Annotated in this window: 19 protein-coding genes; 12 read left to right on the plus strand and 7 right to left on the minus strand. The window is 71.0% G+C overall.

Features of this window, described 5'->3' with window-relative positions:
* Nucleotides 1-83 precede the first annotated feature (83 nt).
* A complete protein-coding gene (locus M3Q23_14540) occupies nt 84-1,409 on the plus strand; it encodes a UDP-glucose/GDP-mannose dehydrogenase family protein (GenBank protein MDP9343278.1) in 1,326 nt (441 codons plus the stop codon).
* 4 nt (nt 1,410-1,413) lie between these two features.
* Here M3Q23_14540 and M3Q23_14545 read toward each other — a convergent pair whose 3' ends face one another.
* Nucleotides 1,414-5,955 carry a hypothetical protein gene (locus M3Q23_14545; protein MDP9343279.1) on the minus strand — a complete coding sequence of 1,514 codons (4,542 nt, stop codon included), beginning with the start codon at nt 5,953-5,955 and terminating at the stop codon, nt 1,414-1,416.
* Nucleotides 5,956-6,135: 180 nt separating this feature from the next.
* Nucleotides 6,136-7,095 (minus strand): SDR family oxidoreductase, encoded by a 960-nt coding sequence (locus M3Q23_14550; protein MDP9343280.1) that lies wholly within the window; start codon nt 7,093-7,095, stop codon nt 6,136-6,138.
* 106 nt (nt 7,096-7,201) lie between these two features.
* Between M3Q23_14550 and M3Q23_14555 the strand changes: the two genes are divergently transcribed.
* Nucleotides 7,202-8,566, plus strand: coding sequence for an amidase family protein (locus M3Q23_14555; GenBank protein ID MDP9343281.1), 1,365 nt, complete (start codon nt 7,202-7,204; stop codon nt 8,564-8,566).
* A gap of 13 nt (nt 8,567-8,579) precedes the next feature.
* Here M3Q23_14555 and M3Q23_14560 read toward each other — a convergent pair whose 3' ends face one another.
* Both M3Q23_14560 and M3Q23_14565 read right to left on the minus strand, forming a co-directional pair.
* Nucleotides 8,580-9,134 (minus strand): RES family NAD+ phosphorylase, encoded by a 555-nt coding sequence (locus tag M3Q23_14560; GenBank protein ID MDP9343282.1) that lies wholly within the window; start codon nt 9,132-9,134, stop codon nt 8,580-8,582.
* Between the two features lie 9 nt (nt 9,135-9,143).
* On the minus strand, nt 9,144-9,476 hold the full coding sequence (locus M3Q23_14565; protein MDP9343283.1) for a hypothetical protein: 333 nt from the start codon (nt 9,474-9,476) through the stop codon (nt 9,144-9,146).
* Nucleotides 9,477-9,643: 167 nt separating this feature from the next.
* Between M3Q23_14565 and M3Q23_14570 the strand changes: the two genes are divergently transcribed.
* The 6 genes from M3Q23_14570 (at nt 9,644) to M3Q23_14595 (ending at nt 17,806) form a co-directional block, all read left to right on the plus strand.
* Nucleotides 9,644-11,893 carry an HAD-IB family hydrolase gene (locus tag M3Q23_14570; protein MDP9343284.1) on the plus strand — a complete coding sequence of 750 codons (2,250 nt, stop codon included), beginning with the start codon at nt 9,644-9,646 and terminating at the stop codon, nt 11,891-11,893.
* A 175-nt stretch (nt 11,894-12,068) separates the two neighbouring features.
* Nucleotides 12,069-13,274: a zinc-binding dehydrogenase gene (locus M3Q23_14575; GenBank protein MDP9343285.1), complete on the plus strand. Its 1,206-nt coding sequence runs from the start codon at nt 12,069-12,071 to the stop codon at nt 13,272-13,274.
* The gene (locus tag M3Q23_14580) at nt 13,274-14,851 is read left to right on the plus strand and encodes a nickel-dependent lactate racemase (protein MDP9343286.1); all 1,578 of its coding nucleotides are present in this window, start codon (nt 13,274-13,276) and stop codon (nt 14,849-14,851) included. The genes M3Q23_14575 and M3Q23_14580 overlap by 1 nt, the downstream gene beginning before the upstream one ends.
* A gap of 2 nt (nt 14,852-14,853) precedes the next feature.
* Entirely contained in the window at nt 14,854-15,783 is a 930-nt protein-coding gene (locus M3Q23_14585; protein MDP9343287.1) for a 1-acyl-sn-glycerol-3-phosphate acyltransferase, read from the plus strand.
* On the plus strand, nt 15,780-16,427 hold the full coding sequence (locus M3Q23_14590; protein ID MDP9343288.1) for a TetR/AcrR family transcriptional regulator: 648 nt from the start codon (nt 15,780-15,782) through the stop codon (nt 16,425-16,427). Before M3Q23_14585 ends, M3Q23_14590 begins: the two co-directional genes overlap by 4 nt.
* Before the next feature lie 152 nt (nt 16,428-16,579).
* Nucleotides 16,580-17,806, plus strand: coding sequence for an ammonium transporter (locus tag M3Q23_14595; protein MDP9343289.1), 1,227 nt, complete (start codon nt 16,580-16,582; stop codon nt 17,804-17,806).
* A gap of 24 nt (nt 17,807-17,830) precedes the next feature.
* Here M3Q23_14595 and glgP read toward each other — a convergent pair whose 3' ends face one another.
* Both glgP and rpsD read right to left on the minus strand, forming a co-directional pair.
* Complete coding sequence (glgP, locus tag M3Q23_14600; protein MDP9343290.1) at nt 17,831-19,969, minus strand: alpha-glucan family phosphorylase; 2,139 nt, start codon at nt 19,967-19,969, stop codon at nt 17,831-17,833.
* A 93-nt stretch (nt 19,970-20,062) separates the two neighbouring features.
* On the minus strand, nt 20,063-20,665 hold the full coding sequence (rpsD, locus tag M3Q23_14605) for a 30S ribosomal protein S4 (GenBank protein ID MDP9343291.1): 603 nt from the start codon (nt 20,663-20,665) through the stop codon (nt 20,063-20,065).
* Between the two features lie 84 nt (nt 20,666-20,749).
* Between rpsD and M3Q23_14610 the strand changes: the two genes are divergently transcribed.
* From M3Q23_14610 to M3Q23_14620, 3 genes are read left to right on the plus strand one after another with little or no spacing between them, the layout of a single operon-like run.
* A complete protein-coding gene (locus tag M3Q23_14610) occupies nt 20,750-21,175 on the plus strand; it encodes a DUF4345 domain-containing protein (protein MDP9343292.1) in 426 nt (141 codons plus the stop codon).
* Entirely contained in the window at nt 21,172-21,675 is a 504-nt protein-coding gene (locus tag M3Q23_14615) for an NAD(P)H-binding protein (GenBank protein ID MDP9343293.1), read from the plus strand. The genes M3Q23_14610 and M3Q23_14615 overlap by 4 nt, the downstream gene beginning before the upstream one ends.
* Nucleotides 21,621-22,625, plus strand: a complete 1,005-nt coding sequence (locus M3Q23_14620) for an ADP-ribosylglycohydrolase family protein (GenBank protein MDP9343294.1) — start codon at nt 21,621-21,623, stop codon at nt 22,623-22,625. The genes M3Q23_14615 and M3Q23_14620 overlap by 55 nt, the downstream gene beginning before the upstream one ends.
* 9 nt (nt 22,626-22,634) lie before the next feature.
* Here M3Q23_14620 and M3Q23_14625 read toward each other — a convergent pair whose 3' ends face one another.
* Nucleotides 22,635-23,717: an NlpC/P60 family protein gene (locus M3Q23_14625; GenBank protein MDP9343295.1), complete on the minus strand. Its 1,083-nt coding sequence runs from the start codon at nt 23,715-23,717 to the stop codon at nt 22,635-22,637.
* 336 nt (nt 23,718-24,053) lie between these two features.
* Here M3Q23_14625 and M3Q23_14630 point away from each other — a divergent pair, with 336 nt between their 5' ends.
* Nucleotides 24,054-25,724: a hypothetical protein gene (locus M3Q23_14630; GenBank protein MDP9343296.1), complete on the plus strand. Its 1,671-nt coding sequence runs from the start codon at nt 24,054-24,056 to the stop codon at nt 25,722-25,724.
* Nucleotides 25,725-25,766: the final 42 nt, after the last annotated feature.

Consider the following 25,766-nt stretch of genomic DNA (forward strand, 5'->3'; position numbering starts at 1 on the left):
CCACCGCGCGCGGCGCCGGAGGATCCCCAACCCCCCAACCATCGCCGTTCGGATCCCCCGTTTCGGTAAGGTAGGCGCCCATTATGCGGGTCTCGATCATTGGAACCGGGCACGTCGGGCTGACCACGGCCGCCTGCCTCGCGCACGTCGGGCATGAGGTCCTGGGCGTGGACGACGACGCCGAGAAGGTGGCCACCATCGGCCGCGGCGACATCCCCTTCCACGAGCCGGGCCTGAGCGACCTGGTCCGGGAGGGGCTCGACACCGGCCGGCTGAGGGTCTCGACCGACCTCGCCGAGGGCGCCCGGCACGCCGAGGTGTCCTTCGTCTGCGTGGGGACGCCCACCAAGCCCAACGGCGAGGCCAACCTGATCCAGGTGGAGCGGGTGGCCACCATCATGGCCCGCAACCTGAGCGGCTACACCGTGGTGGCGGAGAAGTCGACGGTGCCCGTGGAGACCGGGCACTGGGTCCGGCGGACCATGGAGGTGGAGGCGCCGGCGGGCGCCGAGTTCGACGTGGCCTCCACGCCGGAGTTCCTCCGCGAGGGCCGCGCGGTCCAGGACACCCTGGAGCCCGACCGCATCGTCATCGGGGCGTCCTCGGAGCGCGCGGTGGAACGCCTCCGTGAGGTGTACCGGCCCATCGTGGACCGCACCGGCTGCCCTGTGGTGGTCACCGACCTGGCCACCGCCGAGCTGATCAAGCACTCGTCGAACGCGTTCCTGGCCACCAAGATCTCCTTCGCGAACTCCATCGCCGAGATCTGCGAGCGCACCGGCGCCGACGTGGAAGTCGTCGCCCAGGCCATGGGCCTGGATCCCCGGATCGGCTCCGCTTTCCTGCGCGCGGGCATCGGGTACGGCGGTTCGTGCTTCCCCAAGGACGTCCGGGCCTACCGGTACCGGGCCGAGCAGCTGGGCGTGGACTTCGAGGTCCTGGCCGCCGTGGAGCGGGTCAACGAGGCCCGCATCCCCTCGTTCATCGAGAAGATCCGCTCGGTCCTGTGGAACCTCCAGGGCAAGCGGGTCGCCGTGTGGGGGCTCGCGTTCAAGCCGGAGACCGACGACCTCCGCGACGCGCCGGCCATCCAGGTCATCGAGCGGCTCCAGGCCGAGGGAGCCCACGTGGTGGCGCACGACCCCGTGGCCCTGCCGGCCGCGAAGCACCTCCTGCCCGATGTGGCGTTCAGCGAGGACGCGTACGAGGCCGCTCGCGAGGCCCACTGCGTGGCCATCTGCACCGAGTGGCCGGAGTACGCGTCGGCAGACCTGGAGAAGCTCCGCGGCCTGATGGCGCGGCCGGTCATCGTGGACGGCCGGAACCTGCTGCATCCCGACGCCGCCGCGGCGGCCGGGTTCGTCTACGCGAGCGTGGGCCGCCCCACCGTGGGCGCCGAGGGCCGGTAGCGGCTCAGCCCGACCACAGCAGCGCCGCGGAGAGTGCGTTCAGGCCGTCCTGGGACTGCCCGATGCCGTGGCCCATGGTCGGAATGGCCGTCCAGGCCACCATGGGCGAGCCGCTCGCCATGAGCTTGCTGAAGTAGTCGGCGGCGTGCTTGATGGACGGCCCCGAGTCCCTCGCCCCCACGATGAACTGGATGCGCGTGGCGGGGTGCACGTAGTCCGTGCCGCCGGTGTCGATGCCGTCCCCCAGCCAGACGGCGTTCCAGGATGCGTCGCGCTTCAGGCACGGACCGGTCCCCGAGATGAACCCGTACGACGTGTCGATGATGTCCGCTGCGGCCCCGTACCAGTAGTGCTTGTCGGATGAGTTGCCGGCGCATCCCTTGGCCAGGGCCGAATGGACCGGGCCGGACGATGGGAACATCCCGTCCACGATGCCGTCCAGGCCGTAGAAGGCGAGGGCGTACGCGACCTGGGAGGCTCCCCCGCTGTTCCCCGTGATGCAGAAGCCACACACGCCAACCGCGGGAGACGCGCCCAGGGGCAGGTAGAGGTTGTCGTGGATCCACCGGATGACGGTCGCAGGCCGGCACGCGAGGCGCGCCGGTCCGGCTGTCTCACCCCGCGCCGAGCGCAGCCAGGCGATGCTCCACTCCACCTGGACGACCTCGATGCCGGCCTGCCGGAGGCTCGAGAACATTGCCGCGGTGAGCGCCCCGCCGCCATCCCACCAGGTGTCCCCGTAGTCGCCGGAGAAGAAGATGGCCAGGCCCCGAGCCGGTCCGGTCGCCGGGGCGGTGGCCAGGTAGGCCGTGATGCTGGACGCCACGCCCGGGCAGCTGCTCACCGCGTACGACGCGCACTGGAAACCGCCGGGGCACGCGCGCGGCGGCTGCGAGCTCGAGACCATCGTGCCGAGCCCGAAGTCGGCGCGGAACGGCAGGACCGTCGACTTGATCTTCGAGGAGTTGTTGGTCTTGTTCGGGTCGCTGTCTGCTGTGGTCGCCTTCGCGGTGACGGTGAACGCGGTCGCGGCGGAAGGAACGACCGTGATGGTGACCGTCGCGGTGGCGCCGACGGCCAGGGTGCCGAGCGCACAGGAGACGGATGCCGCTCCCTTGCACGTGCCCACCGTGGTCGTCGTTCTTTCCCACGTGACGGCGGCCGGGAGGGGATCGGTCAGCACCACTGAGGTCGCCGGGTCGGGTCCCGTGTTCGTCACCACGACGGTGTAGGTGAGCTCGTGGCCGACCAGGACGGGATCCGGGAAGTCCGTGTTCGTGACCACCAGGTCAGGCCTGCGTGGGTTCACCGTGGTGGTCTGCATGCCGGTGTTGTTGGCCGTGGTGGGGTCGCCGGTCGGCGACGTGACCGTGGCCTGGTTGGAGATGGCCTTGACCACCTGCGGGGAGACCACGATGGTCACGGTCGCGCTCCCCCCCGAGGCCAGCGGGCCGAGCGGGCACGTGACGGTCGAGATGCCGGTGCAGGCCCCCTGGGTGGGCGTCGCAGACACGAAAGTTACGGAGGAGGGGAGGGTGTCGGAGAGCGACACTGCGGACGCGGGGTCGGGCCCCAGGTTCGTGACGGTCGCCGTGTAGGTCAGGTTCGCGCCCACCGTGACCGGATCCGGGGTGTCGGTGAGGGTCACCGACAGGTCGGCAGAGAGCGGTTGCACCGTGGTGCGGGTGGAGCCGGAGTCATTCGACGGGTCGGGATCGGCCTGGTCTCCCTGGACCTGGGCAGTGTCGGTCACGGTTCCCGGTTGGGTCGTGGTTGCGACGACCTTGACCGTGGCGGTGGCGGTTGCATCCAGGGAACCGAGGTCGCAGGTGACGGTCCCCGCGCTCTCCTGGCAAGTCCCCTGGTCCGGGGAGGCGGAAACGAACACGGTGGTGGGATCGAGGGCGTCGGTGAGGACACCCCCGGTGGCGGCATCCGGGCCGGAGTTGCTCACTGCCAGCGTGTAGGTGACGTCCGAGCCCACCTTCACGGGATCCGGTACGTCGGTGAGCGTCACCGACAGGTCGGCGGAGAGGATCCGGACCGTGGTATCGGTGGAAGCGGAGTCGTTGGAGGGGTCGGGGTCGGCCTGGTCGCCGTGGACCTGGGCGGTGGCGGTGACCGTCCCCGCCTGCGAAGTCGCCACCTCGATCTGGACGGTGGTGACCGCTCCGGCGTCCAGAGAGTCGAGGTCGCAGGTCACCGTCCCCGAGCTTTCCTGGCAGGTCCCCTGATCGGGCCTCGCCGAGACGAACGTGGTGGTGGGATCGAGGTTGTCGGTGAGGGTCACGGTGGTCGCGGTGTCCGGGCCGGCGTTCGACACGGTGAGCGAGTAGATGACGTCCGAGCCCGCGATCACGGGGTCGGGGTCATCGGAGACGGAAACCGACAGGTCGGCCTGCAGTGCGTTGACGGTGGTGTCCTGGGTCGTGGAGTCGTTGGATGGATCGGAGTCGGCCTGGTCAGCCTGCACCTGGGCGGTGTCGGTGACAGTTCCGGGTTGGGTGGTGCCCGCCACGACCTGGACGTGGGTGGCCGCCCCGGGGTCCAGGAAACCCAGATCGCAGACGACGGTCCCCGAGGTCTCCTGGCAGGTTCCCTGATCGGGGCTCGCCGAGACGAACGCGGTGGTGGGATCGAGGGCGTCCGTGACGGTCACGCCGGTGGCCGTGTCCGGGCCGGCGTTGCTCACGGTCAGCGTGTAGGTGACGTCCGAGCCCACCTTGACGGGGTCGGGGTCATCCGTGAGCTGGACGGAGAGGTCGGCTTCCAGGGGGCCAACCGTCGTGTCCTGTGACGCGACGTCGTTCGACGAGTCGGGGTCGGCCTGGTCTCCGTGGACCTCGGCGGTGGCGGTGACGATTCCAGGTTGGGTGGTCGCCACCTCGATCTGGACCTGGGTCGCTGCGTCCGCGTCGAGGGAGCCGAGGTCGCAGGTGATGGACCCCGAGCTTTCCTGGCAGGTCCCCTGGTCCGGGGAGGCCGACACGAAGGTGGTGGTGGGGTCGAGGGTATCGGTGAGGGACACCCCCGTCGCGGTGTCAGGCCCGGCGTTGCTCACGCTAAGCGTGTAGGTGACGTCCGAGCCCACCTTCACCGGATCCGGTGCGTCGGTGAGCGTCACCGACAGGTCGGCGGAGAGGACCCGGACCGTGGTGTCGGTGGAAGCGGAGTCGTTGGAGGGGTCGGGATCGGCCTGGTCGCCGTGGACCTGAGCGGTGGCGGTAACCGTCCCTGGCTGGGTCGTCGCAACCTCGATCTGAACCGTGGCCGCTGCTTCGGAGTCGAGGGACCCGAGATCGCAGCTGACTGTCCCGGAGCTCTCCTGGCAGGTCCCCTGGTCCGGGGAGGCGGAGACGAACGCGGTGGTGGGATCGAGGGCGTCGGTGAGGACAACTCCGGTGGCGGTGTCCGGGCCGGCGTTGCTCACGGTCAGTGTGTAGGTGATGTCGGAGCCAACGACCACGGGGTCCGGGCTGTCGGGTACCGACACCGACAGGTCTGCCGAGGCCTCTCGCGGCATCAGAAGCAGGGCGTGATCCGACCCACCACCCTGCGACCCCGTAGCCGCGATCTCCCCGCCGCCGCCGATCGCTCGGGCGTCGGTGAAGGTCCATCCGGTGGCGACCAGGCCGGAGAGCTCGAGCATGGTTCCGTCGCGGTACAGGAACCCCGAGCCGTCCCGGTCGCCCGAAACCTGTCCCGACCCGTCGATCGAGGACGCCGCCGACGCCCCGGTGGTCCCGTCGAGGTCCGCCATCCCGTCGTCCCCCGACCACAGGAAGGCGTGCTCGGGCCCAGGAGCGTCGGGCGTTCCGGTGGCGGATGCTCCGACCACCACTCCCGCGCTATTGATGGCGTACGCGGCGCTGTCCGGCCCTCCCAAGGTCCCGAGGTCCTCCATCAAGGAACCATCAGCCCACAGGAAGCCGTGCCGGGCCTCCGGAGCATCGAGCGTTCCAGTAGCGGATGTCCCCACGACCTGCCCTGCGTCATTGATCGCATACGCGGTGCTGTCCGGCCCTCCCAGCGTCCCCAGGTCCACGATCCCGGCATCCACCGACCACAGGAACGCGTGCTCCGGCCCGGGCGCGTCCAGCGTTCCGGTGGCGGATGCTCCGACCACCACTCCCACGTCATTGATCCCGTACGCCGTGCTGTCCGGCCCTCCCAGCGTCCCCAGGTCCACCATCCCGGCATCCGGCGACCACAGGAACGCGTGCTCCGGCCCGGGATCGTCAGCCGTTCCGGTGGCCGAGGCCCCCACCACCTGACCGGACTGGTTGATTCCGGACGCCACGCTGTCCGGCCCTCCCAGCGTCTCGAGGTCGAGCGGGCCGTGCCCGGAGGCCCACAGGAAGGCATGCGCGGAGCCATCGATGCCGGTGTCGGCCCATCCGGCGACGTCGCCGGCGGCGTTCACGTCCATGGCGTGGCTGGTGGCCCCGCCGGCCGGCACCCCCAGGTCGGTCACGTCGTAGCGGGTGTCCGCTCGCGCCGCCGGAGCTCGCACGACCGTGGTCGAGATCAGCGCGCACAACGCCATGACCATGGAGACACGGGGGAGGAGCGAGCGGCGTTGAGGTCGTCGCGGAAACGTTCGAGCGGGCAGGGGAACGACGGCGAACGTTTCGGTGTGTCCTCTCGGGACGACGACCACCATCCTAGGCTGCGGCTCCAGCGCGGGGCAAGGAGCGACTACACCGAAAGGCTGATCGGAATCCTCTCAGCCCGGGCTCGCCGCCAGGAGCTCCCGGAACCACTCGATGGTCCGCTTCAGGCCCTCTTCCATGCTGACCTCCGGCTCCCATCCCAGCAGCTCGCGGGCCCGCCGGACGTCCGGCTGGCGAACGGTCGGGTCGTCGACTGGCCGCTCCACGAACCGCAGCTCCGGCTCGGTGCCCGCCAGTCGCCCGATGGCGCGAGCGAGCTCGGCCACCGAGATCTCCTCGGGATTCCCGATGTTCACCGGCACGGTGACCTCGCCGCCCAGAAGGCGGTACACGCCCTCGACGGTGTCGGACACGTAGCCGATGGACCGGGTCTGCGAGCCGTCCCCGTGCACGGTGAGGGGCTCGCCCCGCAGCGCCTGGGTGATGAACGTCGGGACGGCTCGCCCGTCGTCCGGACGCATCCGCTCCCCCATGGTGTTGAAGATCCGCACGATCCGCGTTTCGATCCCGTGGGTGCGGTGGTACGCCATGGTCATGGCCTCGGCGAACCGCTTCGCCTCGTCGTACACGCCCCGAGGGCCGATCGGGTTGACGTTTCCCCAGTAGTCCTCGGGCTGCGGATGGACCAGGGGGTCGCCGTACACCTCCGACGTGGACGCCAGCAGGAACCGGGACCGCTTGGCCTTGGCCAGCCCGAGCGCGTTGTGGGTGCCGAGGGCGCCCACCTTGAGGGTCTGGATCGGCAGCTTCAGGTAGTCGATGGGGCTGGCCGGCGAGGCGAAATGCAGCACGGCGTCCACCGGTCCCTGCACCTGGATACCCTTGCTGACGTCGGCGTGGACGAACTGGAATCCCGGCTCGCCACGGAGGTGCGCCACGTTGTCCTGGCGGCCCGTGATGAGGTTGTCCACGCACACGACGTCCGCGCCTTCTGCCAGGAACCGATCGCACAGGTGGGAGCCGATGAATCCTGCCCCACCCGTGATCACGACGCGCCGAAACGCCGGTGCCATCCGCTCGATGCTACGCGGTTGGGCTGCCGGCGCGCCGGTGGCCGGTTTCGCCCCGAACCGGCGCGGCATCTACGCTGTCGGCGTCACTCCACACGGAGGCGCTCGCATGGCGGAGAACGGCACGGTAGGGCAGACGGCGACGGACATCGCGGAGATGGTCCGCTCGGGGAAGGTCGCCCCGGTGGACGTCGTGCGCCAGCACCTGGAACAGATCGAGAAGGTCGACGGCCAGATCGGCGCGTTCCAGGTCGTACGTGCCGAGAAGGCCCTCGCGGAGGCGGAAGCTCTCGGCGAGCGCCCGGATCTCGCGTCGCTCCCCCTCGCCGGCGTCCCGGTCGCGATCAAGGACAACATCCCCGTCGAAGGGGAGCCCATGCGCGAGGGCTCCGCTGCGACGCCCGATACGCCAAGTCCGCAGGACCATGAGGTGGTGCGCCGCCTCCGCGACGCCGGCGCCATCGTGATCGGACTGACGCGCCTCCCCGAAAAGGGGATCTGGGGGAGCACCGAGAGCGTCTACGGCATCACCCACAACCCCTGGAACCTTGAGCGCTCTCCGGGCGGCTCCTCGGGGGGCAGCGCCGCGGCCGTGTCCACCGCCATGGTGCCCGTGGCCCACGGGAACGACGGGCTCGGCTCGATCCGGGCCCCGTCGGCCTGCTGCGGCCTGTTCGGGCTGAAGCCAGGGCTCGGCGTCGTGCCATCCGCGATCGGCGTCGACAGCTGGTACCAGTTCGCCGAGAACGGGCCGATTGCCACGACCGTCCAGGATGCGTCGCTGGTGCTCTCGGTGATGGCTGCCCGGCCGGAGCTGCGGGAGGCCGCGCTGGGCGACCAGCGGCTTCGCATCGCGGTGTCCGTGAAGTCGCCGCTGGTGGGGTCCGGCGTGGACCGCGAATGGAAGGAGGCGGCGCGCGAGACCGGGAAGCTCCTGGCCGGGGCCGGGCACGAGGTCAGGGAGGCCAACCCGCCGTATCCGACCAGGACGGCGAACGCCATCATGGCGCGGTGGTTCGCGTCGGTGGCCCGCGAGGTCGAGGGGCTCGACCGCAGCAAGCTGGAGCGGCGGACCCGGGGGCATGCCGCTGCGGGCCGGCTGATGCTCCGGCTGGGCCGGGTGAAGGACTCGCAGCGGGACTACTGGCGGAAGCGGGCGTCGGAGTTCTTCGCCGACGTGGACGTGCTGGTGACGCCGACTCTGGCCCGCCCGACGCTGCCGGTGGACGACTGGAGCCACCGGGGGTGGCTGGCCACGGTGGCGGCGAACGTGCGCTACGCGCCGTTCCCAGGCCCCTGGAACTTCGCCGGCTATCCGGCGGCGAGCGTCCCCGCGGGCATGCATTCGAACGGGACGCCGATCGGCGTGCAGCTGGTGGCCCCGGGAGGCGGCGAGGCGCTGCTGCTGGCGCTGGCCCGGCAACTGGAGGAGCTCCGCCCGTGGCCACGCCACGCTCCGCTGGCCGGCCTGTAGCCGCGGGGACGAATCAGCCCAGGCGAATCCCGAGCATGTCGGCGGCCGCCCAGACGGCCGGGTGGTCGACGGTGAGGGGCTCGGGGTCGCCCTCGACACGCAGGCGGGGTGTTGCCCGCTCGGCGAACAGGGTCACGTTCGCCCAGGACGCCTCCAGCGTGGACCACCACCCGAATCCGGCCAGGCCCTCGTCGAACATCCGGAGGGCCATGCTGCGCGTGACGTCCCGTCGACGCGTGGCCACTGCTGAGGGGCGGAAGTCCCTGCGCACCAATTCGGCCGGGTCGTCCAGGTCGGTCACGCGCCCGACGGAGGCATCATCCAGGGCCGCCAACGCCAGCCGGCCGCCGTTCTCGCGCTGGAAGTGTCGATCTGCCAGTACGCGACCGCGAAAGGCCTGGATGCGCTCCGCCACTGCCGATCCTGGAGCCCTGCTCGCGTACAGGGCACCGTAGCGATCCGGGTTGTCGTGCCGGCCCTCGCCCTGGCGATGCCGGGGAACGTACAGGGCGCCACCCTCTTCGGTGGCGGCGGTGCCGCGCAGCAGTGGAAAGACGCGGTAGAGCACGCGGGGGGGTCAGGCGTACGCGCCGGTCTCCTCCGCCTGGATCGCTGCGAGCACCTCGGCGACTCGGCCCAGACCAAGCAGATCGATGGGCCTCCGGTTCCCGATGTGCGCGTTGAACCCCTGGAGCCAGTCCAGGGCGGTTTCACGGGAGTAGATCTCGAGCAGCCGCCCCAACACGAACTCCACGCCTTCCACCTTGCGGCGGTTGGTGGGGTCGGGTTCTTCGGTGCGCAGCCACCGGCTCACTCTGGATGGGCTCACCCCGAGCATCCGGGCCAGCTTGGCCTGCCCCCCGACGTCCGCGCTCACTGCCCTGACCTTCTCCCTCACGGCGACCGGCACGGCTGGACTCCTTTCGGGTCGGCCCCGTCAGGATACCGCAACGAACTTCGTTGCGACCACCGGACCGGCGGTCCGCTGCGGGACGGCCTCGGTTTGCCCCCGGCACCCGGTGCCGCCATTATCTACCGCATGGTAGAGAACCGGCCCTCGCCGGAGCGGGTCGCCGCATGATCCGCGAGGAGCTCGCGGGCAAGCGGATCCTGCTGACCGGAGTGACCGGGTTCCTCGGACAGGCGCTGCTCGAGCGGCTCCTGGGGGAGGTGCCCGACGCGCGGCTGGTCCTGCTGGTCAGGTCGCGGGTCGGGAGCGAGGCGCGGGCCCGGGCCGAAGAGCTGCTGTCCCAACCGGTGTTCAACGCGCTCCGGGAACGGGTCGGCGCGGACGGCCTCCGGGCCATGTTCGAGGAGCGCGTGGAGGTCCTGGAGGGCGATGTCACCCGGGGTCTCCCGACCCTGCCGAGCGACCTCGACATCGTGTTCCACGGCGCGGCCACCGTGTCGTTCGACCCGCCCATCGACGAGGGATTCCGGACCAACGTGCTGGGGGCAACCAGCGTGTACGAGGCCATCCACGCCAGCGGCAGCACGCCGCGGGTGGTCCACGTCTCCACCGCCTACGTGGCCGGGCTGCGCAAGGGGGTGATCCCGGAGGCGCCGCTCGCGCACTCGCTCGACTGGCGGGCGGAGCTGGATGCCGCGCTGGCCGCCCGGCGGACGGTGGAGGACGCGTCCCGGAAGCCCGAGATGCTGGACCGGTTCGTCGAACGATCCCGCGCCGAGCACGGCAGGGCCGGCCCCATGGAGGTGGCGGAGCACGCCGAGGCCCGCCGGCGCGACTGGGTGACCAGGCGCCTGGTGCAGTACGGGCGAGCCCGCGCCCAGACCCTGGGGTGGCCGGACGTCTACACGCTGACCAAGGCGCTCGGCGAGCGGGCCGCGGAGGAGCTCGCGGGAGGCCTGCCGCTGTCCATCGTGCGGCCTTCGATCATCGAGAGCGCCTACCGCCACCCGTTCCCGGGCTGGATCGAGGGCTTCAAGATGGCCGAGCCGATCATCCTGGCGTACGGCCGCGGTGCGTTCCCGGAGTTCGCCGGCATCCCGGAGGGGATCCTCGACGTGATCCCGGTGGACTTCGTGGTGAACGCGCTGCTGGCGGTGGCCGCGACGCCGCTCGAGCCCGGCGGCCGCAGCTACCACCACGTGTGCTCGGGATCCCGGAACCCCCTGCACTACCTGCGGATCTACGAGCTGGTTCGGGAGTACTTCGAACGCGACCCGCTCCCCGAGCGCGGCCGCGGCACGATCCGGGTCCCGGAATGGAGGTTCCCGGGGCGGCGGCGGGTGGAGCGGCGGCTCCGGTCGGGCGAGAGGCTGATCGACGCGGCGGACAAGGTGCTGTCCCGCCTGCCGCGATCGCCACGCGTGCGGGGCATGGTCCGCAACCTGGATCGGCAGCGCGGCCGGGTCGAGTTCATCCGGCGGTACGCCGACCTGTACGGGCCCTATGTCGAGGCGGAAGTGATCTACACGGACGAGCTCACGCTCGAGCTGTATCGCTCGCTGCCGACGGAGGACCAGGCCTCGTTCCCGTTCGACTGCGACGCGATCGACTGGAAGTACTACCTCCAGGACGTGCACTGCCCGACCATCACGATGGCCATGCGGTTCCCGAGCCCGGCCCGGCCGGACCCGGAGGTCCGCGTCCGGCAGCGCGAGGAGACCGTCATCGCCGCGTTCGACATGGAGGGGACGATCCTCTCCACGAACGTCATCGAGTCCTACCTGTGGCTCCGGCTGGGCGACCTCCCGGTCGAGGACTGGCCGTCCGAGGTCTCGTCGGTGGCCCGTTCGCTCCCGAGGTACCTGTCGGCGGAGCGGCGCGATCGCGGCGAGTTCCTGCGCTCGTTCTACCGGCGCTACGAGGGTGCGTCGGTGGAGGGGCTGCGCCGCCTGGTGGACGAGCAGGCCTCGGACCTGATGCTCCAACGAATCTCGCCGGCGGCCGTCCGGCGGATCCGCCAGCATCGAGCCGCCGGCCATCGCACCGTGCTGATCACCGGCGCGGTGGACGTGTTCGCACGCCCCATCGCGCCGCTCTTCGACGAGATCGTGGCCTGCCAACCGATGGTCCGGGACGGCCGCTACACCGGCTTCCTGGAGACACCGCCCCTCGTGGGCGAAGCTCGCGCCGCATGGTTGCGCCGATACGCCGCGGCGAACGGCGTCGACCTCAAGAACTCCTACGCCTACGCGGACAGCCACACCGACCTGCCGCTGCTCCGAGCCGTCGGCAACCCGGTGGCGGTCAATCCCGACGTCGCGCTGTACCGGGTCGCCCGGAAGCGCCGCTGGCCCGTCGAGGAGTGGCACCACGCCAAGGGGACGCCTCGGGTGCTGTTGCCGGAGCCGGTTCGATGAGTGGGCCGCCGCGGTGGTTGGGGCCGGGGCGGGCCAGGCCGCCTGCTCAGACATGCTCCCTCGCTGCGGCCGCTGGCGCGGCCTCCGCTCAGTCCGCAACTCGCGATCGCCCTGGCCCGCCCCGGCTCGGCGACCGGTTGGCCGCTCACCAACCCACCTTCCCAAGAGCCCCCTCGTGACCCTCGCTTTGGAGCTGTTTCGATCGGTTCCGCGGTACGTCGCTGCCCGCGCCGTCGGCGAGCGCATGCCGGGGTTGCTCGCGGGGCCACTGGCTCCCCTCCGGCTGGTGAATCGTGAGGACCCGGCGCTCCCGGCGGAGGGGTGGGCTCGGGTTCGGCCACGGCTGTCGGGCATTTGCGGGTCGGACCTCGCCACGATCTCGGGGCAGACGTCGTTCTACTTCTCGCCGCTGGTCTCGATGCCGTTCGTGCCGGGGCACGAGGTGGTGGGGGAGCTGGCCGACGAGGTGGACGGGCTTCCCAAGGGGACCCGTGTCGTGCTGGATCCCGTGCTGGCCTGCGCAGCACGCGGGCTGCCGCCGTGTCCTTCGTGCGCGTCCGGCGCTACGGGACGCTGCGATCGGGTGACCGTCGGGCACGTGTCGCCGGGGTTGCAGACGGGGTACTGCGCCGATACCGGTGGCGGGTGGAGCGGGATGCTCGTGGCGCATCGGTCGCAGCTGCGGCCGATTCCCGATCGGATGACGGATACGCGGGCGGTGCTGGTGGAGCCCCTGGCGTGCGCGATCCACGCGGTGCTGCGGGCCCGGCCGGCCGCGGGGGCAACCGTGCTGGTGGTGGGCGCCGGGACGCTCGGCGTGCTCACGCTGCTGGCGATGCGGGAGTTCACGGATGCGGGCCGCATCACCGCGGTGGCGAAGCACCCCAAGCAGCGCGAGCTGGCCACGGCGTTCGGGGCCACCGATGTGGTCGATCCGGCGGGCGCGTTCGCAGCCCTGCGAAGGTCCTCCCGCGCGCTTCGGCTGACCCCGGAGCGGGGAAGTCCGTTCCTGATGGGCGGCGTCGACGTGGCCATCGATTGCGTCGGCTCGAAGCGCTCGCTGGACCTGGCCCTGCGAACGACCAGGGCCGGCGGTCGCGTCGTCCTGGCCGGCCTGCCGGTGGCGGGCGCCGACCTCACGCCGGTGTGGTTCCGGGAGCTGGAGCTGCTGGGCGCCTACACCAGCGGCGTCGAATCCATGAACAACGGCGAGGCACGGCACACGTTCGACCTGGCGGTCGACCTGGCGGTGGACGCCCCGCTGGAAGGGGTCGTCGGCGCCACGTACGGGCTGTCGCGGTGGCGGCAGGCCATCGACCACGCGCTCGACGCCGGGCGCCTGGGCACGCTGAAGGTCGCATTCGATCCGAGGGGAGAGTGATGGGCAGACCCGGGTTCGTGCTGGAGGTGGACGAGCGGACGCCGCCGCTCCTGGTCCACGAGGGCGAGGCGTTCAGGCTCCACAAGTTCCCGCTGGGAACGCGCGTGGTGTACTCGCCGGACTCGCTGCCCGGCATCGGCGACGTGAACGGCGCGATCCGCCACGCCCTGCTCAACCCCCACGGCTCGGAACCCCTCCCCGACCTGCTGCGGCCCGGCATGCGCCTCACCATCGCCCTCGACGACATCTCCCTCCCGCTGCCGCCCATGAAGACCCCCGACGTCCGTCAGCGCGTCATCGAGCACGTGCTGGAGCTGGCGGCGCGCAAGGGCGTCGACGACGTGGAGATCATCGTGGCGAACTCGCTGCACCGGCGGATGACGGCTTCGGAGATCAAGCGCGCGGTGGGCGAGCGGGTGTACCGGTCGTTCTGGCCGGACGCCCTGCGGAACCACGACGCCGAGGACCCGAACGGCATCGTGCGCATCGGCGAGACCGACCGGGGCGAGGACGTCGAGCTGAACCGCCGGGCCGCGGAGTCCGACCTGCTCGTCTACGTCAACATCAACCTGGTGGCCATGGACGGCGGCCACAAGTCGGTGCCGGTCGGGCTGGGGTCGTACCGCTCGCTGCGGCACCACCACAACGTCCACACTATGCTGAACTCGCGGTCGTTCATGGACCCGTCGCACTCGGGCCTGCACTCCTCGACCGAGCGGCAGGGCCGGCTGCTGGCGGAGCACCTCCGGATCTTCACCATCGAGACCACGCTGAACAACGACACCTTCCCGTCGCAGCTGGGGTTCCTGAACAAGCGGGAGTGGGAGTGGTCGCTCTCGGACCAGGCGGCCTCGTTCGCGGCGAAGCGGGCGAACGACCGGGCCCCGGCGCGGTTCCGGCGTGAGTTCTTCCGGCGGATCGAGGCGCCCTACGGCGTCACGAGCGTCCACGCGGGCGAGACCGAGGCCGTCCACAAGGAGACCATCGCCAACGTCCATCGCCAGCAGCTGGTGGAGGTGGGCGGGCAGTCGGACATCCTGGTGGTGGGGCTTCCGTACATCTGCCCCTACAACGTGAACTCGATCATGAACCCGATCCTGGTGATGTGCCTGGGGCTCGGCTACTTCTTCAACATGTACGTGGGGAAGCCGCTGGTACGGCAGGGCGGCGCGATGATCCTGCACCACCCGGTGCCGTGGGAGTTCCACCAGGTCCACCACCCGAGCTACGTGGACTTCTTCGAGGAGGTCCTGGCCGAGACCACCGATCCCGCCCAGATCGAGGCCAAGTTCGAGGAGCAATACGCGAACGACGAGTGGTACCGGCACCTGTACAGGAACAGCTACGCGTACCACGGCGTGCACCCGTTCTACATGTGGTACTGGGGTGCCCACGCCATGGACTACCTCGGCGACGTCATCTTCGTCGGCGGTGACCAGAAAGCGGTGCGGCGCATGGGGTTCCGCACCGCGTCGTCCTTCGTCGACGCGCTGGAGATGGCCTCGGACACTGTGGGCCGCTCGCCCCAGATCACGTACCTGCACTCGCCGCCGCTGACCATGGCGGAGGTGCGCTGAGCGTGGCGTCCGCATTGGACGACCTCCGCACCATCGCCCGGGGGTGGCGGTGGGGGAAGCGCACGCTGGTGCCGCGGTCGGCCGAGCCGTTCGCGCCACCGGCGGAGCCACGCGAGTTCGCCACGGCGTGGGCCAGGACACCCGCCGCACGCGTCGCCCGCGAGGTCCTCCAGACCTATGTGCTGAAGCCGCTGGTGTGGAACGAGACGGCGCCACGGATCGAGGGCCTGGACAACCTGAAGACCGTGTCGCCGCCGGTGATGTTCGTGAGCAACCACTCGAGCCACCTGGACGCGCCGCTGGTGCTGTGCTCGCTGCCCAAGGAGTGGCGGGAGAAGACGGCGGTCGGCGCGGCCGCCGACTACTTCTTCGACGTGTGGTGGCGCTCGATGTCCACGGCGCTCGTGTTCAACGCGTTTCCCATCGAGCGGAGCGGGTCCCGCCGCTCCACCGGCACGGCCCGGCAGCTGGTGCAGGAGGGCTGGAGCCTGGTGGTGTTCCCGGAGGGGACTCGCTCGCGTGATGGGTGGATGCAGCGGTTCCGCCACGGGGCGGCGCGCCTCGCCGTGGAGCTGGAGATCCCGGTGGTCCCGGTGGCGATCCGTGGCGCGTACGCGGCCATGCCGCGGGGGCTTGGATGGCCGCGTCGAGGAAGGTTCCCCGTCTCGGTCCGCTACGGGACGCCCCTTCGGCCCCAGCCCGGCGAGGACTTCCGGTCGGTGTCCTCGCGGATCTCCACGTCGGTGGCCCGGCTGTGGGACGAGGACCGCACCACGTGGTGGGAGTCCATCCGGCGAGAGGCCCGCGGCGAGACCCCTCGCCCCAGCGGACCGGAGGCGGCGAATTGGCGGCGGGTGTGGGAGGCGACCAGGCCGCTCCCGTCCCGAACCGGCGAGCGGGCGTGGAGGCGCCCTTCGGCGTCGGGCCCATGACCCGCACGGGAGGCGAGGCTCGCCGGCGGCGGCTGATCGAGGAGGCCGTCCGGCTGTTCGGCAAGGGCGGCTACGACGGAACCAGCCTCGAGGCCGTCGCGTCGGCCGCCGGCGTGCGCAAGCAGACGCTGCTGTACTACTTCCCGACCAAGGAGAGGCTGCTCGACGCCTGCGTGGCCGAGGTCAGCGCGCGGGCCGCCACGAGGCTCGCCGAGGCGCTGTCGAAGCAGGAATCGAACTCCAAGAAGGCCGAGACGGTCGTCCGGGCGGTGTTCGGGCTGGCCGAGGAGTGGCCCGACTTCCCGCAGTTCATCCGGGAGGCCGCTCGCATGAGCCCCGACGTGATCCAGCGGTTCGCGGCCGGGCTGGAGCCGCTGCGCCTGCGGGCCCTGGCCTTCCTGGAGAACGGCATGCGCGACGGCCAGATCCGGCGCCAGGACCCTGCCCTGCTGCTGTTCACGCTGTACACGGCGGTGGTCGGCTCGATCACGGAGGCCGGTGTGCTTCGAGCCGTGGTCGGCGAGAACCGCAGCCGAACCGCCCTGCGCCGCCGCGAACGACAGGTCCTGGCCTTCGTCCGAAGCGCCCTCGCCCCGGCCGCTGACACCCCTGCCCAGGAACCCCAGGGCAGCCGAGCTCCCTGACCGGTCGATTCCCCGTTCTCGATGGGATGGAGGTCTGGCGTTAGGACCGGACGGGCTCTCCAGCACCCCCGGCACTCACTTCCGCTCAAGGCACCCGAGTCGCACAATGTCACACGCGGCCGACGTAGGCGGCCAACAGGAAAGGGGGCGGGATGCACGCGATCAACGCCGGCGACACGGCGTTCGTCCTCATCAGCGCGGCGCTGGTGGCGCTGATGACACCGGGGCTCGCGTTCTTCTACGGCGGCCTGGTCCGGAGGAAGAACTTCCTGGCGATCATGATGCAGAGCTTCATCTCGATGGGCGTCGTGACCACCATCTGGGTGTTCGTCGGGTACTCGCTGGCCTTCTCCGGCGACGTCGGGGGGATCATCGGGAACCTGAAGTGGTTTGCGCTGACCCATGTCGGGGAGGCTCCGGGCCCCTGGGCGCCACACATCCCGGCGGCCGCGCACTTCGTGTTCCAGGAGATGTTCGCGATCATCACCCCGGCGCTGATCACGGGGGCCTTCGCCGACCGCGTGCGTTTCAAGAGCTATCTGAAGTTCCTGGTCCTGTGGAGCCTCCTCGTCTACATCCCGCTGGTCCACTGGATCTGGGGAGGCGGCTTCCTCGCCAAATGGGGTGCGCTCGACTTCGCCGGCGGCATGGTCGTGCACACGAGTGCCGGGTTCGCCGCCTTGGCGTCGGTGTGGGTCGTGGGGGCTCGGAAGTTCGGTCCCGGCGAGCGGACGCTGCCGCACAACGTCGCGTTCGTGGCGCTCGGCACCGGGTTGCTGTGGTTCGGATGGTTCGGGTTCAACGCGGGGTCCGCGCTTGCCGCGAACGGCGTCGCGGCCCAGGCGTTCGTCAACACGGACGTCGCGGGTTCGATCGCGATGTGCACGTGGTTGGCGATCACATGGTGGAAGAACGGGAAGCCGAGCCTGGTGGGGGCCTTCACGGGCGCCGTCGCCGGTCTGGCCTGTGTCACCCCATGTGCGGGCTACGTACCGACGTGGGCGGCGTTCGTCATCGGCGTCGCGGCCGGATCGATCTGCTATCTGGCGGTGCTGTTCCGGGAACGGATGAAATGGGACGACGCTCTGGACGTGTGGGCCGCGCACGGGATCGGCGGGCTCATGGGGACGATCCTGCTCGGCGCCTTCGCCTACCTCACGGTCAATGCCGCAGGCGCGAACGGCCTGGTCGCGGGCGGTGTGGCCTTCTTCGGAAAGCAGGTCGCCGCCGCCCTCCTGGTGGCGGCGTACGCCTTCGTCGTGACCTGGCTCATCCTGAAGGCCCTGAACCGGGTCGAGCCGATACGGGTGCCGGACGAGGTCGAGCTTCGAGGTCTGGACTCCGAGATGGGTGAGGAGGAGGCCTACGTCCTGACCTGAGGAACGGGCGGTGCCCGAGAAGGCTCAGTCGGTGCGGTAGGGGCCGGCCAGGTAGTCGCGGACCATCCGGGTGGCGGTGAACTGCGATCCGACGGTTCGAAGCGACGCCTTCATGCGCTGGACCCAGCCTCTGGGGACGCCGTGCTCGTCGCGGTCGAAGAACAGCGGGATGACCTCCTTCTCGGCCAGGTCGTAGAAGGCGGCCGCGTCCCGCTCGTCCTCGAGCTCGGGGTCCGCAGGCTCGCTGCCGTCGATGCCCCAGCCGTTCGTGCCGTCGTAGGCCTCCATCCACCACCCGTCCAGGATGGAGAGGTTGAGGGCGCCGTTGAGCGCCGCCTTCATCCCGCTGGTGCCGCTGGCCTCGAGCGGCGGCCGGGGCAGGTTGATCCACACGTCGCACCCCGACACCAGGTGCGTGGCCACGGCCATGTCGTAGTCCTCGACGTAGGCCACGCGCGAGCCGACCTCGGCCGACCATTTCATCTCGAACAGAAGCTGGAGCTTTCCCTTGGCCTCGTCGTCCTGCGGGTGCGCCTTCCCCGCCAGGACCACCTGCACGGACTCGGGCCCCGACAGGAGCCGCACCACGCGCTCGGGTTCCCGGATCAGCAGGTCCAGCCGCTTGTACGCGGCCACCCGCCGGGCGAACCCGAGGGTCAGGGCGTCGGGGTCGAACGCCTCGATGGCGGCCTCGACGTAGCTGGACGGCTCCTCGCGGGCCAGCCGGTCCATCACCGCCCGCTCCCGCAGCCACCGCACCAGGTCGGTTCGCAGGCGGCACCTGGTCTCCCACAACTCCTCGTCCGGGATGTCCTCGACCCGTTCCCAAGTCCGGGGATCGCCCGGGTTCTCCGCCCAGTCCCGGCCCAGATGCCGGTCCAGCAACCCTCGCATGGCGGGGGCCATCCACGTCGGCAGGTGGACCCCGTTCGTGACGTGGCCGATGGGGACGTCTGCCTCGGAGGTTCCGGGATACAGCGGCTGCCACATCGACCTGGCCACCTCGCCGTGCCGGCGGCTCACGGCGTTCGCCGACCGGCCCGCCCGAAGCCCGAGCACGGTCGTGCCCAGCGCGTCGCCGGGATCGTCGGCCCGAATCCGTCCCAGGCCCAGCAGCTGCTCGCGCTCCGGCCCCATCTCCGCAAAGAGCTTCCCCAGCACGGTATCGACCTCGTCCAGCCGGTAGCTCTCGTTGCCCGCGGCGACCGGCGTGTGCGTGGTGAACACGATGCGCCTGCGTGTCTCCTCCACCGCTTCCTCGAACCCGTGGCCCGCCGTGGCCAGCTCCCGGATCAGCTCGAGGGCGGCGAAGGCGGCGTGCCCCTCGTTCACGTGCACCACGCCGGCCTCGATGCCCATGGCCCGAAGCGCCCGCACCCCGCCGATGCCGAGCAGCGCGTACTGGGCCAGCCGGGTGGTGCGGTCGCCCACGTACAGGCGCGAGGTGATCCAGCGATCGAGGATGCCGTTCTCGGGCCGGTTCGCGTCGAGCAGGAACAGCGGGACGCGCCCCACGTCCACCCGCCACACCTGGGCCACCACGTCCCGGCCCCGGATGGGCAGGCTGATGGCGAGCGGTTGGCCGTCGTCGCCGGTCACCAGCGCGACCGGGAGCCGGTCGGGGTCGGAGGGGATCCAGTAGTCGTGCTGCCATCCGCCGGGGTCGAGGCGCTGGTGGAACTGCCCATTCGCGTACATCAGCCCGACACCGACGAAGGGGATCCTCCGGTCCGAGGCTTCCTTCAGGATGTCGCCGGCCAGCACGCCCAGGCCGCCCGAGTAGATGGGCAGCGACTCGTGGATGCCGAACTCGGCGCAGAAGAAGGCCACCGGACGGTCCTCGCCGACCACGTCGTCCTCCGGAGGGCGGGCCAGCTCGGCGTCGAGCTCGGCGGCCAGCCGCCCGGCATGCTGGACGAGGTCCCGGTCCTCCGCGCATTCCTCGAGCGTGCGGGTGGAGGCCTCGAGCAGCAGCCGGACCGGGTTCTCGTGGGTCAGGGCGAAGCGGTCCGGATCGATCCTCCGAAACCGCTCGGGCCCGCCGGGCGTCCACGACCAGCGGTAGTTGAACGCCAGACGCGCCAGCGGAGCCAGCTGGTCCGGGATCCGAGCCGCGAGCTCCGCCACGGAGCGCGCGACGTCCTCGGCTCCGTCACGACCCACGGGGCGGAATCGTACGGCAAGGGACCGGATCGGGGCGAGTCGGGCCCGAAACGCGCAGGTCGGGGGACGCGAGACGTGGAACGCGGGGACGCGCTAGGCGTAGAACTCGACGATGAGACGCTCGTCCACCGTGACCGGCAGCGGGACCTCGTCCCGCTCCGGCAGCCGGCTCATCGTGCCCGAGAACTCGTCGCGGTTCCGGTACAGGTAGGGAGGCGGGTCCGGGGTGATCTCCACCGCCTCGCGGACCGGGACGAAGTTCTTGGCCTTGGGGTCGAGCTCGATCTCCTGGCCCGGCTTCACCTGGGCGCTCGGCACGTTCACCCGGCGCCCGTCCACCTTCACGTGGCTGTGGGAGACCAGCTGGCGGGCCTGTCGCATGGTCAGCGCGAAGCCCAGGCGCAGGATCACCGCGTCCAGGCGCGTCTCGAGCTGGCGGATCAGCTCCTCGCCGGTGACCCCGCGAGACCGCTCGGCTCGCTCGAAGTACTTGCGGAACTGCCGCTCGCCCACGCCGTAGATGGCCCGGAGCTTCTGCTTCTCCACCAGGCGCATCTGGTACTCGGTGAGCCGCTTGCGCCCGCGGCCGTGCTGGCCGGGCGGATAGGGCCGCTTGTTCGACGGGCAGTTGGGGCGTCCACATACTGCCTCGCCGACGCGGCGACACATCTTGTGCCTGGGTCCGATCTTCTGCATTGCCTGGATAGGGTACAAGGCGCCGCGGGGGACTGACTCGGCCGGCGTTAGGCTTGGCTTGCAGCCATCTCCAAGGGGGTGCACATGAGCGAGGACACCGGCCGGACGGACCTGCGGCAGGCGGGACCTTGGGAGCGGACGCTTCGCGGTGCGCTGCTCGTCCTGGGGGGGTCGCAGCTCGGGCTGGGCCTGTTGATGGCGGCCTCACCCGGGACGTTCTTCCACGTGGCCGGGTTCGGGGCGCAGAACGACCACTACATCCGCGACGTCTCGACGCTCTACCTGGCCCTCGGGGCCGTGCTGCTGTGGGCCTCGCGGCGCCCGTCGTGGCGGGTCCCCGTCCTGGCGTTCGCGGCGGTCGAGTACGGGCTGCACTTCGTGAACCACCTGGTGGACGTGGGGAACGGTCATCCTGGGTGGGTGGGGCCGCTGGACGCCGCGTCGGTGGGCGCGGGCGCGGTGGCCTTCGCGGTGGCGCTGGCGGCCGCGTGGAGGTGGGGGGTGCGATGAGGATCTTCCTGGCGGGGGCCACGGGCGCGATCGGGCGGCCGCTGCTGCGGATGCTGCCGGCGGACGGACATACGGTGACCGCCATGACCCGCTCCGCCCAGAAGGCCGAAGCGTTGAGGGCGGCGGGGGCGGAGCCGGTGGTGTGCGACGCGTATGACGCGGACGGCGTGCGCGCCGCTATGGCCGAGGCCCGGCCGGACGTGGTCGTGCACCAGCTGACGGACATCCCGCCCCGCCTCGACGTGCGGCGCTACCACGAGCAGACGGCCGGGAACGACCACCCCGCGCGGCTCCGTGACTGGCTACCCGCGTACGCCGAGACCCTGGGGGCGAAGCGCCCCCTCCGGGTCCCGGTGTGGCTGGCCCGGCTGGGGGGCGGGCCGGTTGCCGTCCGTCTGGCCGCGGGGCGGGGAGCTTCCAACGCGAAGGCCCGCCACGAGCTGGGATGGGAGCCGCGCTACCGGAGCTGGCGGCAAGGATTTCGGGAGGCGCTGGGCTGACCGCCGCCGGCACCCTGGCCGACCGCGTGGCCGGTTGTGTGCTCGGCCTGGCCCTGGGGGACGCCCTCGGCGCGCCGTTCGAGTTCCGCCGGGCGGACGACGTCCCGGACCCGCTTCCCGCTTTCGAGCTGCCGTGGAAGGGCTTCCCTCCCGGAACCACCACCGACGACACGGCGATGGCCCGCAACCTGGTCCGGAGCCTGGTCGAACGCCGGGGCTTCGACCCTGCGGACGTGGCGGCCCGGCACGTGGCGTGGTTTCGGACCGGTCCTCCGGACGTGGGCGCCCAGACCCGCCGGGTCCTGGCCCGGGTCGCGGCGGGCGAGCGGGCGGAGGACGCGGCCCGGGCCGAGTGGGAGGCCCGGGGCCCGGAGGTGTCCGCCGGCAACGGCTCGGTCATGTACTGCGCACCGCTCGGTGCGGCCTACGCCCACCGGCCGAACGCATTGATCGACGCGGCTCCGCGGTTGTCCGCGGTCACCCATCACGACGAGCGGTGCCGGACGGCCGTCCTCGCGGTGACGCTGGCCACCGCGGCGGCGGTCCGGGGCGAGCCGCCGGGAAGCGCGGCCGCCGAGGCGCTCCGGGCCGTCCTGGACCGGGAGGGCGGCGAGGAGCTGGAGTTCCTGGCGGAGGAAGCGGGCCGGGCCAGACGGGTGGACGGCCCCGACATGGGGTTCTGCCTGTTCACGGCGGGGCTCGGCCTCCAGACCCTGGCTCGGGCCGGCTCGTGGCGGCAGATCGGGCCGGCCGGCGTCGAGGCCGAGCTCCGGCGCTTGGTCTTGCTGGGCGGGGACACCGACACGAACGCCGCCGTGGCCGGAGCGCTGCTCGGGGCGGCGGTGGGCCATAGCGGGCTCCCGCCCGGCTGGCTGGGCCGCCTGGTGGATCGGGACGCCATCGAACGGGAAGCTCGAGGCCTGGTTCCGCTCGCGGAGCGGACGGAGTAGCCGGCGCTGCTAGCCGGGGCGGGCGGCGCCGGAGTAGTACTGCCAGTACACGTCGACGATCTCCACGTACGCCCCGGTGTGCGGGGAGTGGATCATCTTGTCGCCGCCCAGGTACATCCCCACGTGGGAGATGGGGGAATAGAAGAACAGGAGGTCGCCGGGCTGGAGCTGTGACCGGTCCACGTGTGGCAGGACGTCGTACTGCATGGCCGAGGAGTGGGGGAGCGACACCCCGGCCTGCGCCCATGCCCACATGGTGAGCCCGGAGCAGTCGAACCCGGTCTGCGGGCTGGCCCCCGCATAGACGTACGGGGTTCCGATCACGGACTCCGCTGCCTGGATGGCGACCTGGGCCCTCGACGAGGGTGGCGGAGGATCGGGCAGCGTGGGTGCCGGACTGGGGGCCGGAGGGGGAGTCCCGGTGGAGCTGGGAGCCGGGGTCGGGGCCGGGGACGACGGGTTCGGTGCGGGAGCCGCCAGCGCGATCGCCGCGGGAGGTGGCGGCGGGTAGAGGACGTGGTGGAGCTTTCGCTCCAGCAACCCGATGAGCCGCTCCTGCTCGCCCACGGCGGCCACCAGCTCGCTGCGCCGCCCTCGGAGCGACGCGAGGGCGTCGGTCCGTTCCTTCACCGCCGTGGAGAGCGCCTGGGCCGCCCACTGGGCGCGCTGCCCCGCCACGTTGGCCCTGGCCACGACGTTGGCGTCGTCGGCGGCGATCTGGTTCAGGAACTCCAGGCGGTCCGAGAAGTCGCTGAGCGATCCGGCGCCCAGGAGCGCTCCGATCTCGCTGCCCGATCCCTCGTAGGCACTCCGAACTCGCGCCGAGAGGTCGGCCTGCGCCACCTTCGACGTGGCGGCGGCGCGGCGGGAGGCCGCTTGGGCCCCCGTCAGCTTGCGCTCCGCCGCAGTGAGTGCGATCTGTGCCTGGTTGTACTGCTCGTCGAGCAGAGACTGCCGGTCGTTCAGGGCGGCGAGCTTGGCCTTCGCGGCCGCCACGGTGGCCCTGGCGGCGGCCACGTCGGACTTGGTCGGACGGGCCACCGAGGAAACCGGCAGCGCGATGACCGTCGATACGGCGACCAGCAGAGCCACAGCCAGCCGCGCGAACCCGGCGCGCGTCGTGTTCTCTCTTCCCCTCATAACAGGGGGCCGCCGTGGCAGCCCGGGGCAGGCTACCCGCCGACCGGGGCAAGGTCAAGCCGCCTCTCGGAACCGGTCGGGGCAGTCTCGACTGGCGTCTGGCGGCCACCGAGGTTGACATTTTCCGGAGCCGGGGCAATAGTCCGGCCCGGCGCGGGCCGCTTGCCAGTCGACGTGGCTCCGGCCGAGGTGGGGGAGGGCGAATCCGCGGGCCCGCTTCGGGCTACCCCTCCCGGGGAACCCGTCCCGTCGCTGTGAAACGGGACAAGGCAATGAGGGGAGGAGCCTATGCGTCGGCTTTCTCGGTGGCGCTCGTCGCGGTTCGTGGTGGGGCGCGTGGCCGTCTTCGCGGCGGTTGGGCTGATCGGCGCGCTGATCGCAGCGCCGGGTGCCGTCGCGGCTTCGCACACGCCGCGTGGGACCGCGGCTCGAAGGGCCGCCCCGGCATCCGCCAACTGGAAGTCCTGCGCGTCGGCGGATCTGCTGTGTGCCGAGGTCCAGGACTCAGAGGAGGTCTTCGGCGAGGGAACCTACGTCGGGCACGACGAGCCCTCGGTCCTGTTCTACTCGAGTCAGCCCGGATCCGGGAACAGCGTGCAGTACAACATCACCGTTCCATCCGATCCGGCGGGACCGGTGAGCCTCAGCAAGTCCTACAACATCATGCTGCACCCGGCGTTCTGGTTCGGCATGGCGCTGTGCGACACCTTCTCCTACCCGGTGCTCGTCAACACGTGCAGGCCGGACAGCGACACCAACATCCTGGACCCGGCCGTGAGCCCGTACCACTCGGGGAGCGCCTTCACGGAGCTCCAGTTCTACCCGCCGGGGTACGTGAAGCAGTTCACGGGGTACAGCTGCGACCCCACCAAGTGGTGCGCGGCCCTGCTGACCTTCGGCCTGTCCGAGCGGCCGACCACCGGCCAGTTCCTCAACCCCGTCTGCGCGGGGGAGATCCTCGGTGGCGTGGAGTACACGAACTTCGCCTACCTCACGAAGTCCGGCATCCCCCAGGGCCCGCCGGACCCGTTGCATTTCGACTTCGAGGCATCCGGGAATCCGGGGCCCGACGTGCTGTACATGAACCAGGGCGACAAGATCTCGCTCACCGAGCACGACACCAGGCACGGGCTCCAGGCGGTCATCACGGACTTCACGACCGGGGAGACCGGCTCCATGATGGCGAGCGCGGCGAACGGGTTCGGCCACATCAAGTTCGTGCCGAACGGCACGAGGTGTGACGAGGTCTCGTACGACTACCACCCGATGTACTCGACCTCCAGCCCCGACACCCGGGTGATCTGGGCGGCGCACAGCTACAACGTCGCCTTCTCGGACGAGATCGGGCACTGGGACGACTGCACCGCCGTCGACGGCGAGGGCGGCAGCTGTGTCGGGCTGGAAGGCGCGCCGGGCGACCAGGAGGCGGCCGACGGGGATGACAATTACTGCTTCTCTCCGGCGCTGTCGCTCCTGTACCCCTTCACGACGTGTCTCGACACCAATTCGGGGTTCGACGGACGGTCCTACCTTCCGGACTGGCCGGACGGGAACCCGAACCACCCGACGCCGGTGCTCTTCACCGCTCGAACGGGTGTGAACTCCAACGTCAGGTACGAGCACGCCGCGTTCGAGGCCGACACGCCTCGGATCGAGGCCGCCGACTTCGGCGGGCTCTGCAACCGGGACACCGGCAGCGGCTGCACCATCGTGCCCAGGACCGACGACCCCGGCCGTCCGCTGGCGACCTTCTACCCGTACTTCTCCACGGTGAACACGCAGGAGAACAACTGCGCGTGGGCCATCGGCGGAGCGCTGCCGAACACGATCAGCGACTACGGGAAGCAGTCGCAGTACGGCGCGCTGTTGCCGCTGCACTACATCCAGTTCGGTGGCGGCGGGGCCTACATCACGCGGTTCAACGACTACCGGAACGTCCTCCCGGACTCTCCCTGCTAGTCGCGAACCGCACCTCGCCCTCGAGGTGAGCGGGGGCCGCGG

It is taken from the genome of Actinomycetota bacterium, from assembly GCA_030774015.1.
Taxonomy (GTDB): Bacteria; Actinomycetota; UBA4738; order UBA4738; family JACQTL01; genus JALYLZ01.

Bases quoted from the DNA above. Each gene is read 5' to 3' on its own strand.
- M3Q23_14540 (MDP9343278.1), top strand. From the start codon at position 84: ATGCGGGTCTCGATCATTGGAACCGGGCACGTCGGGCTGACCACGGCC.
- M3Q23_14545 (MDP9343279.1), bottom strand. From the start codon at position 5,955: ATGGCGTTGTGCGCGCTGATCTCGACCACGGTCGTGCGAGCTCCGGCG.
- M3Q23_14550 (MDP9343280.1), bottom strand. From the start codon at position 7,095: ATGGCACCGGCGTTTCGGCGCGTCGTGATCACGGGTGGGGCAGGATTC.
- M3Q23_14555 (MDP9343281.1), top strand. From the start codon at position 7,202: ATGGCGGAGAACGGCACGGTAGGGCAGACGGCGACGGACATCGCGGAG.
- M3Q23_14570 (MDP9343284.1), top strand. From the start codon at position 9,644: ATGATCCGCGAGGAGCTCGCGGGCAAGCGGATCCTGCTGACCGGAGTG.
- M3Q23_14580 (MDP9343286.1), top strand. From the start codon at position 13,274: ATGGGCAGACCCGGGTTCGTGCTGGAGGTGGACGAGCGGACGCCGCCG.
- M3Q23_14590 (MDP9343288.1), top strand. From the start codon at position 15,780: ATGACCCGCACGGGAGGCGAGGCTCGCCGGCGGCGGCTGATCGAGGAG.
- M3Q23_14595 (MDP9343289.1), top strand. From the start codon at position 16,580: ATGCACGCGATCAACGCCGGCGACACGGCGTTCGTCCTCATCAGCGCG.
- rpsD (MDP9343291.1), bottom strand. From the start codon at position 20,665: ATGCAGAAGATCGGACCCAGGCACAAGATGTGTCGCCGCGTCGGCGAG.
- M3Q23_14610 (MDP9343292.1), top strand. From the start codon at position 20,750: ATGAGCGAGGACACCGGCCGGACGGACCTGCGGCAGGCGGGACCTTGG.
- M3Q23_14615 (MDP9343293.1), top strand. From the start codon at position 21,172: ATGAGGATCTTCCTGGCGGGGGCCACGGGCGCGATCGGGCGGCCGCTG.
- M3Q23_14620 (MDP9343294.1), top strand. From the start codon at position 21,621: ATGGGAGCCGCGCTACCGGAGCTGGCGGCAAGGATTTCGGGAGGCGCT.
- M3Q23_14630 (MDP9343296.1), top strand. From the start codon at position 24,054: ATGCGTCGGCTTTCTCGGTGGCGCTCGTCGCGGTTCGTGGTGGGGCGC.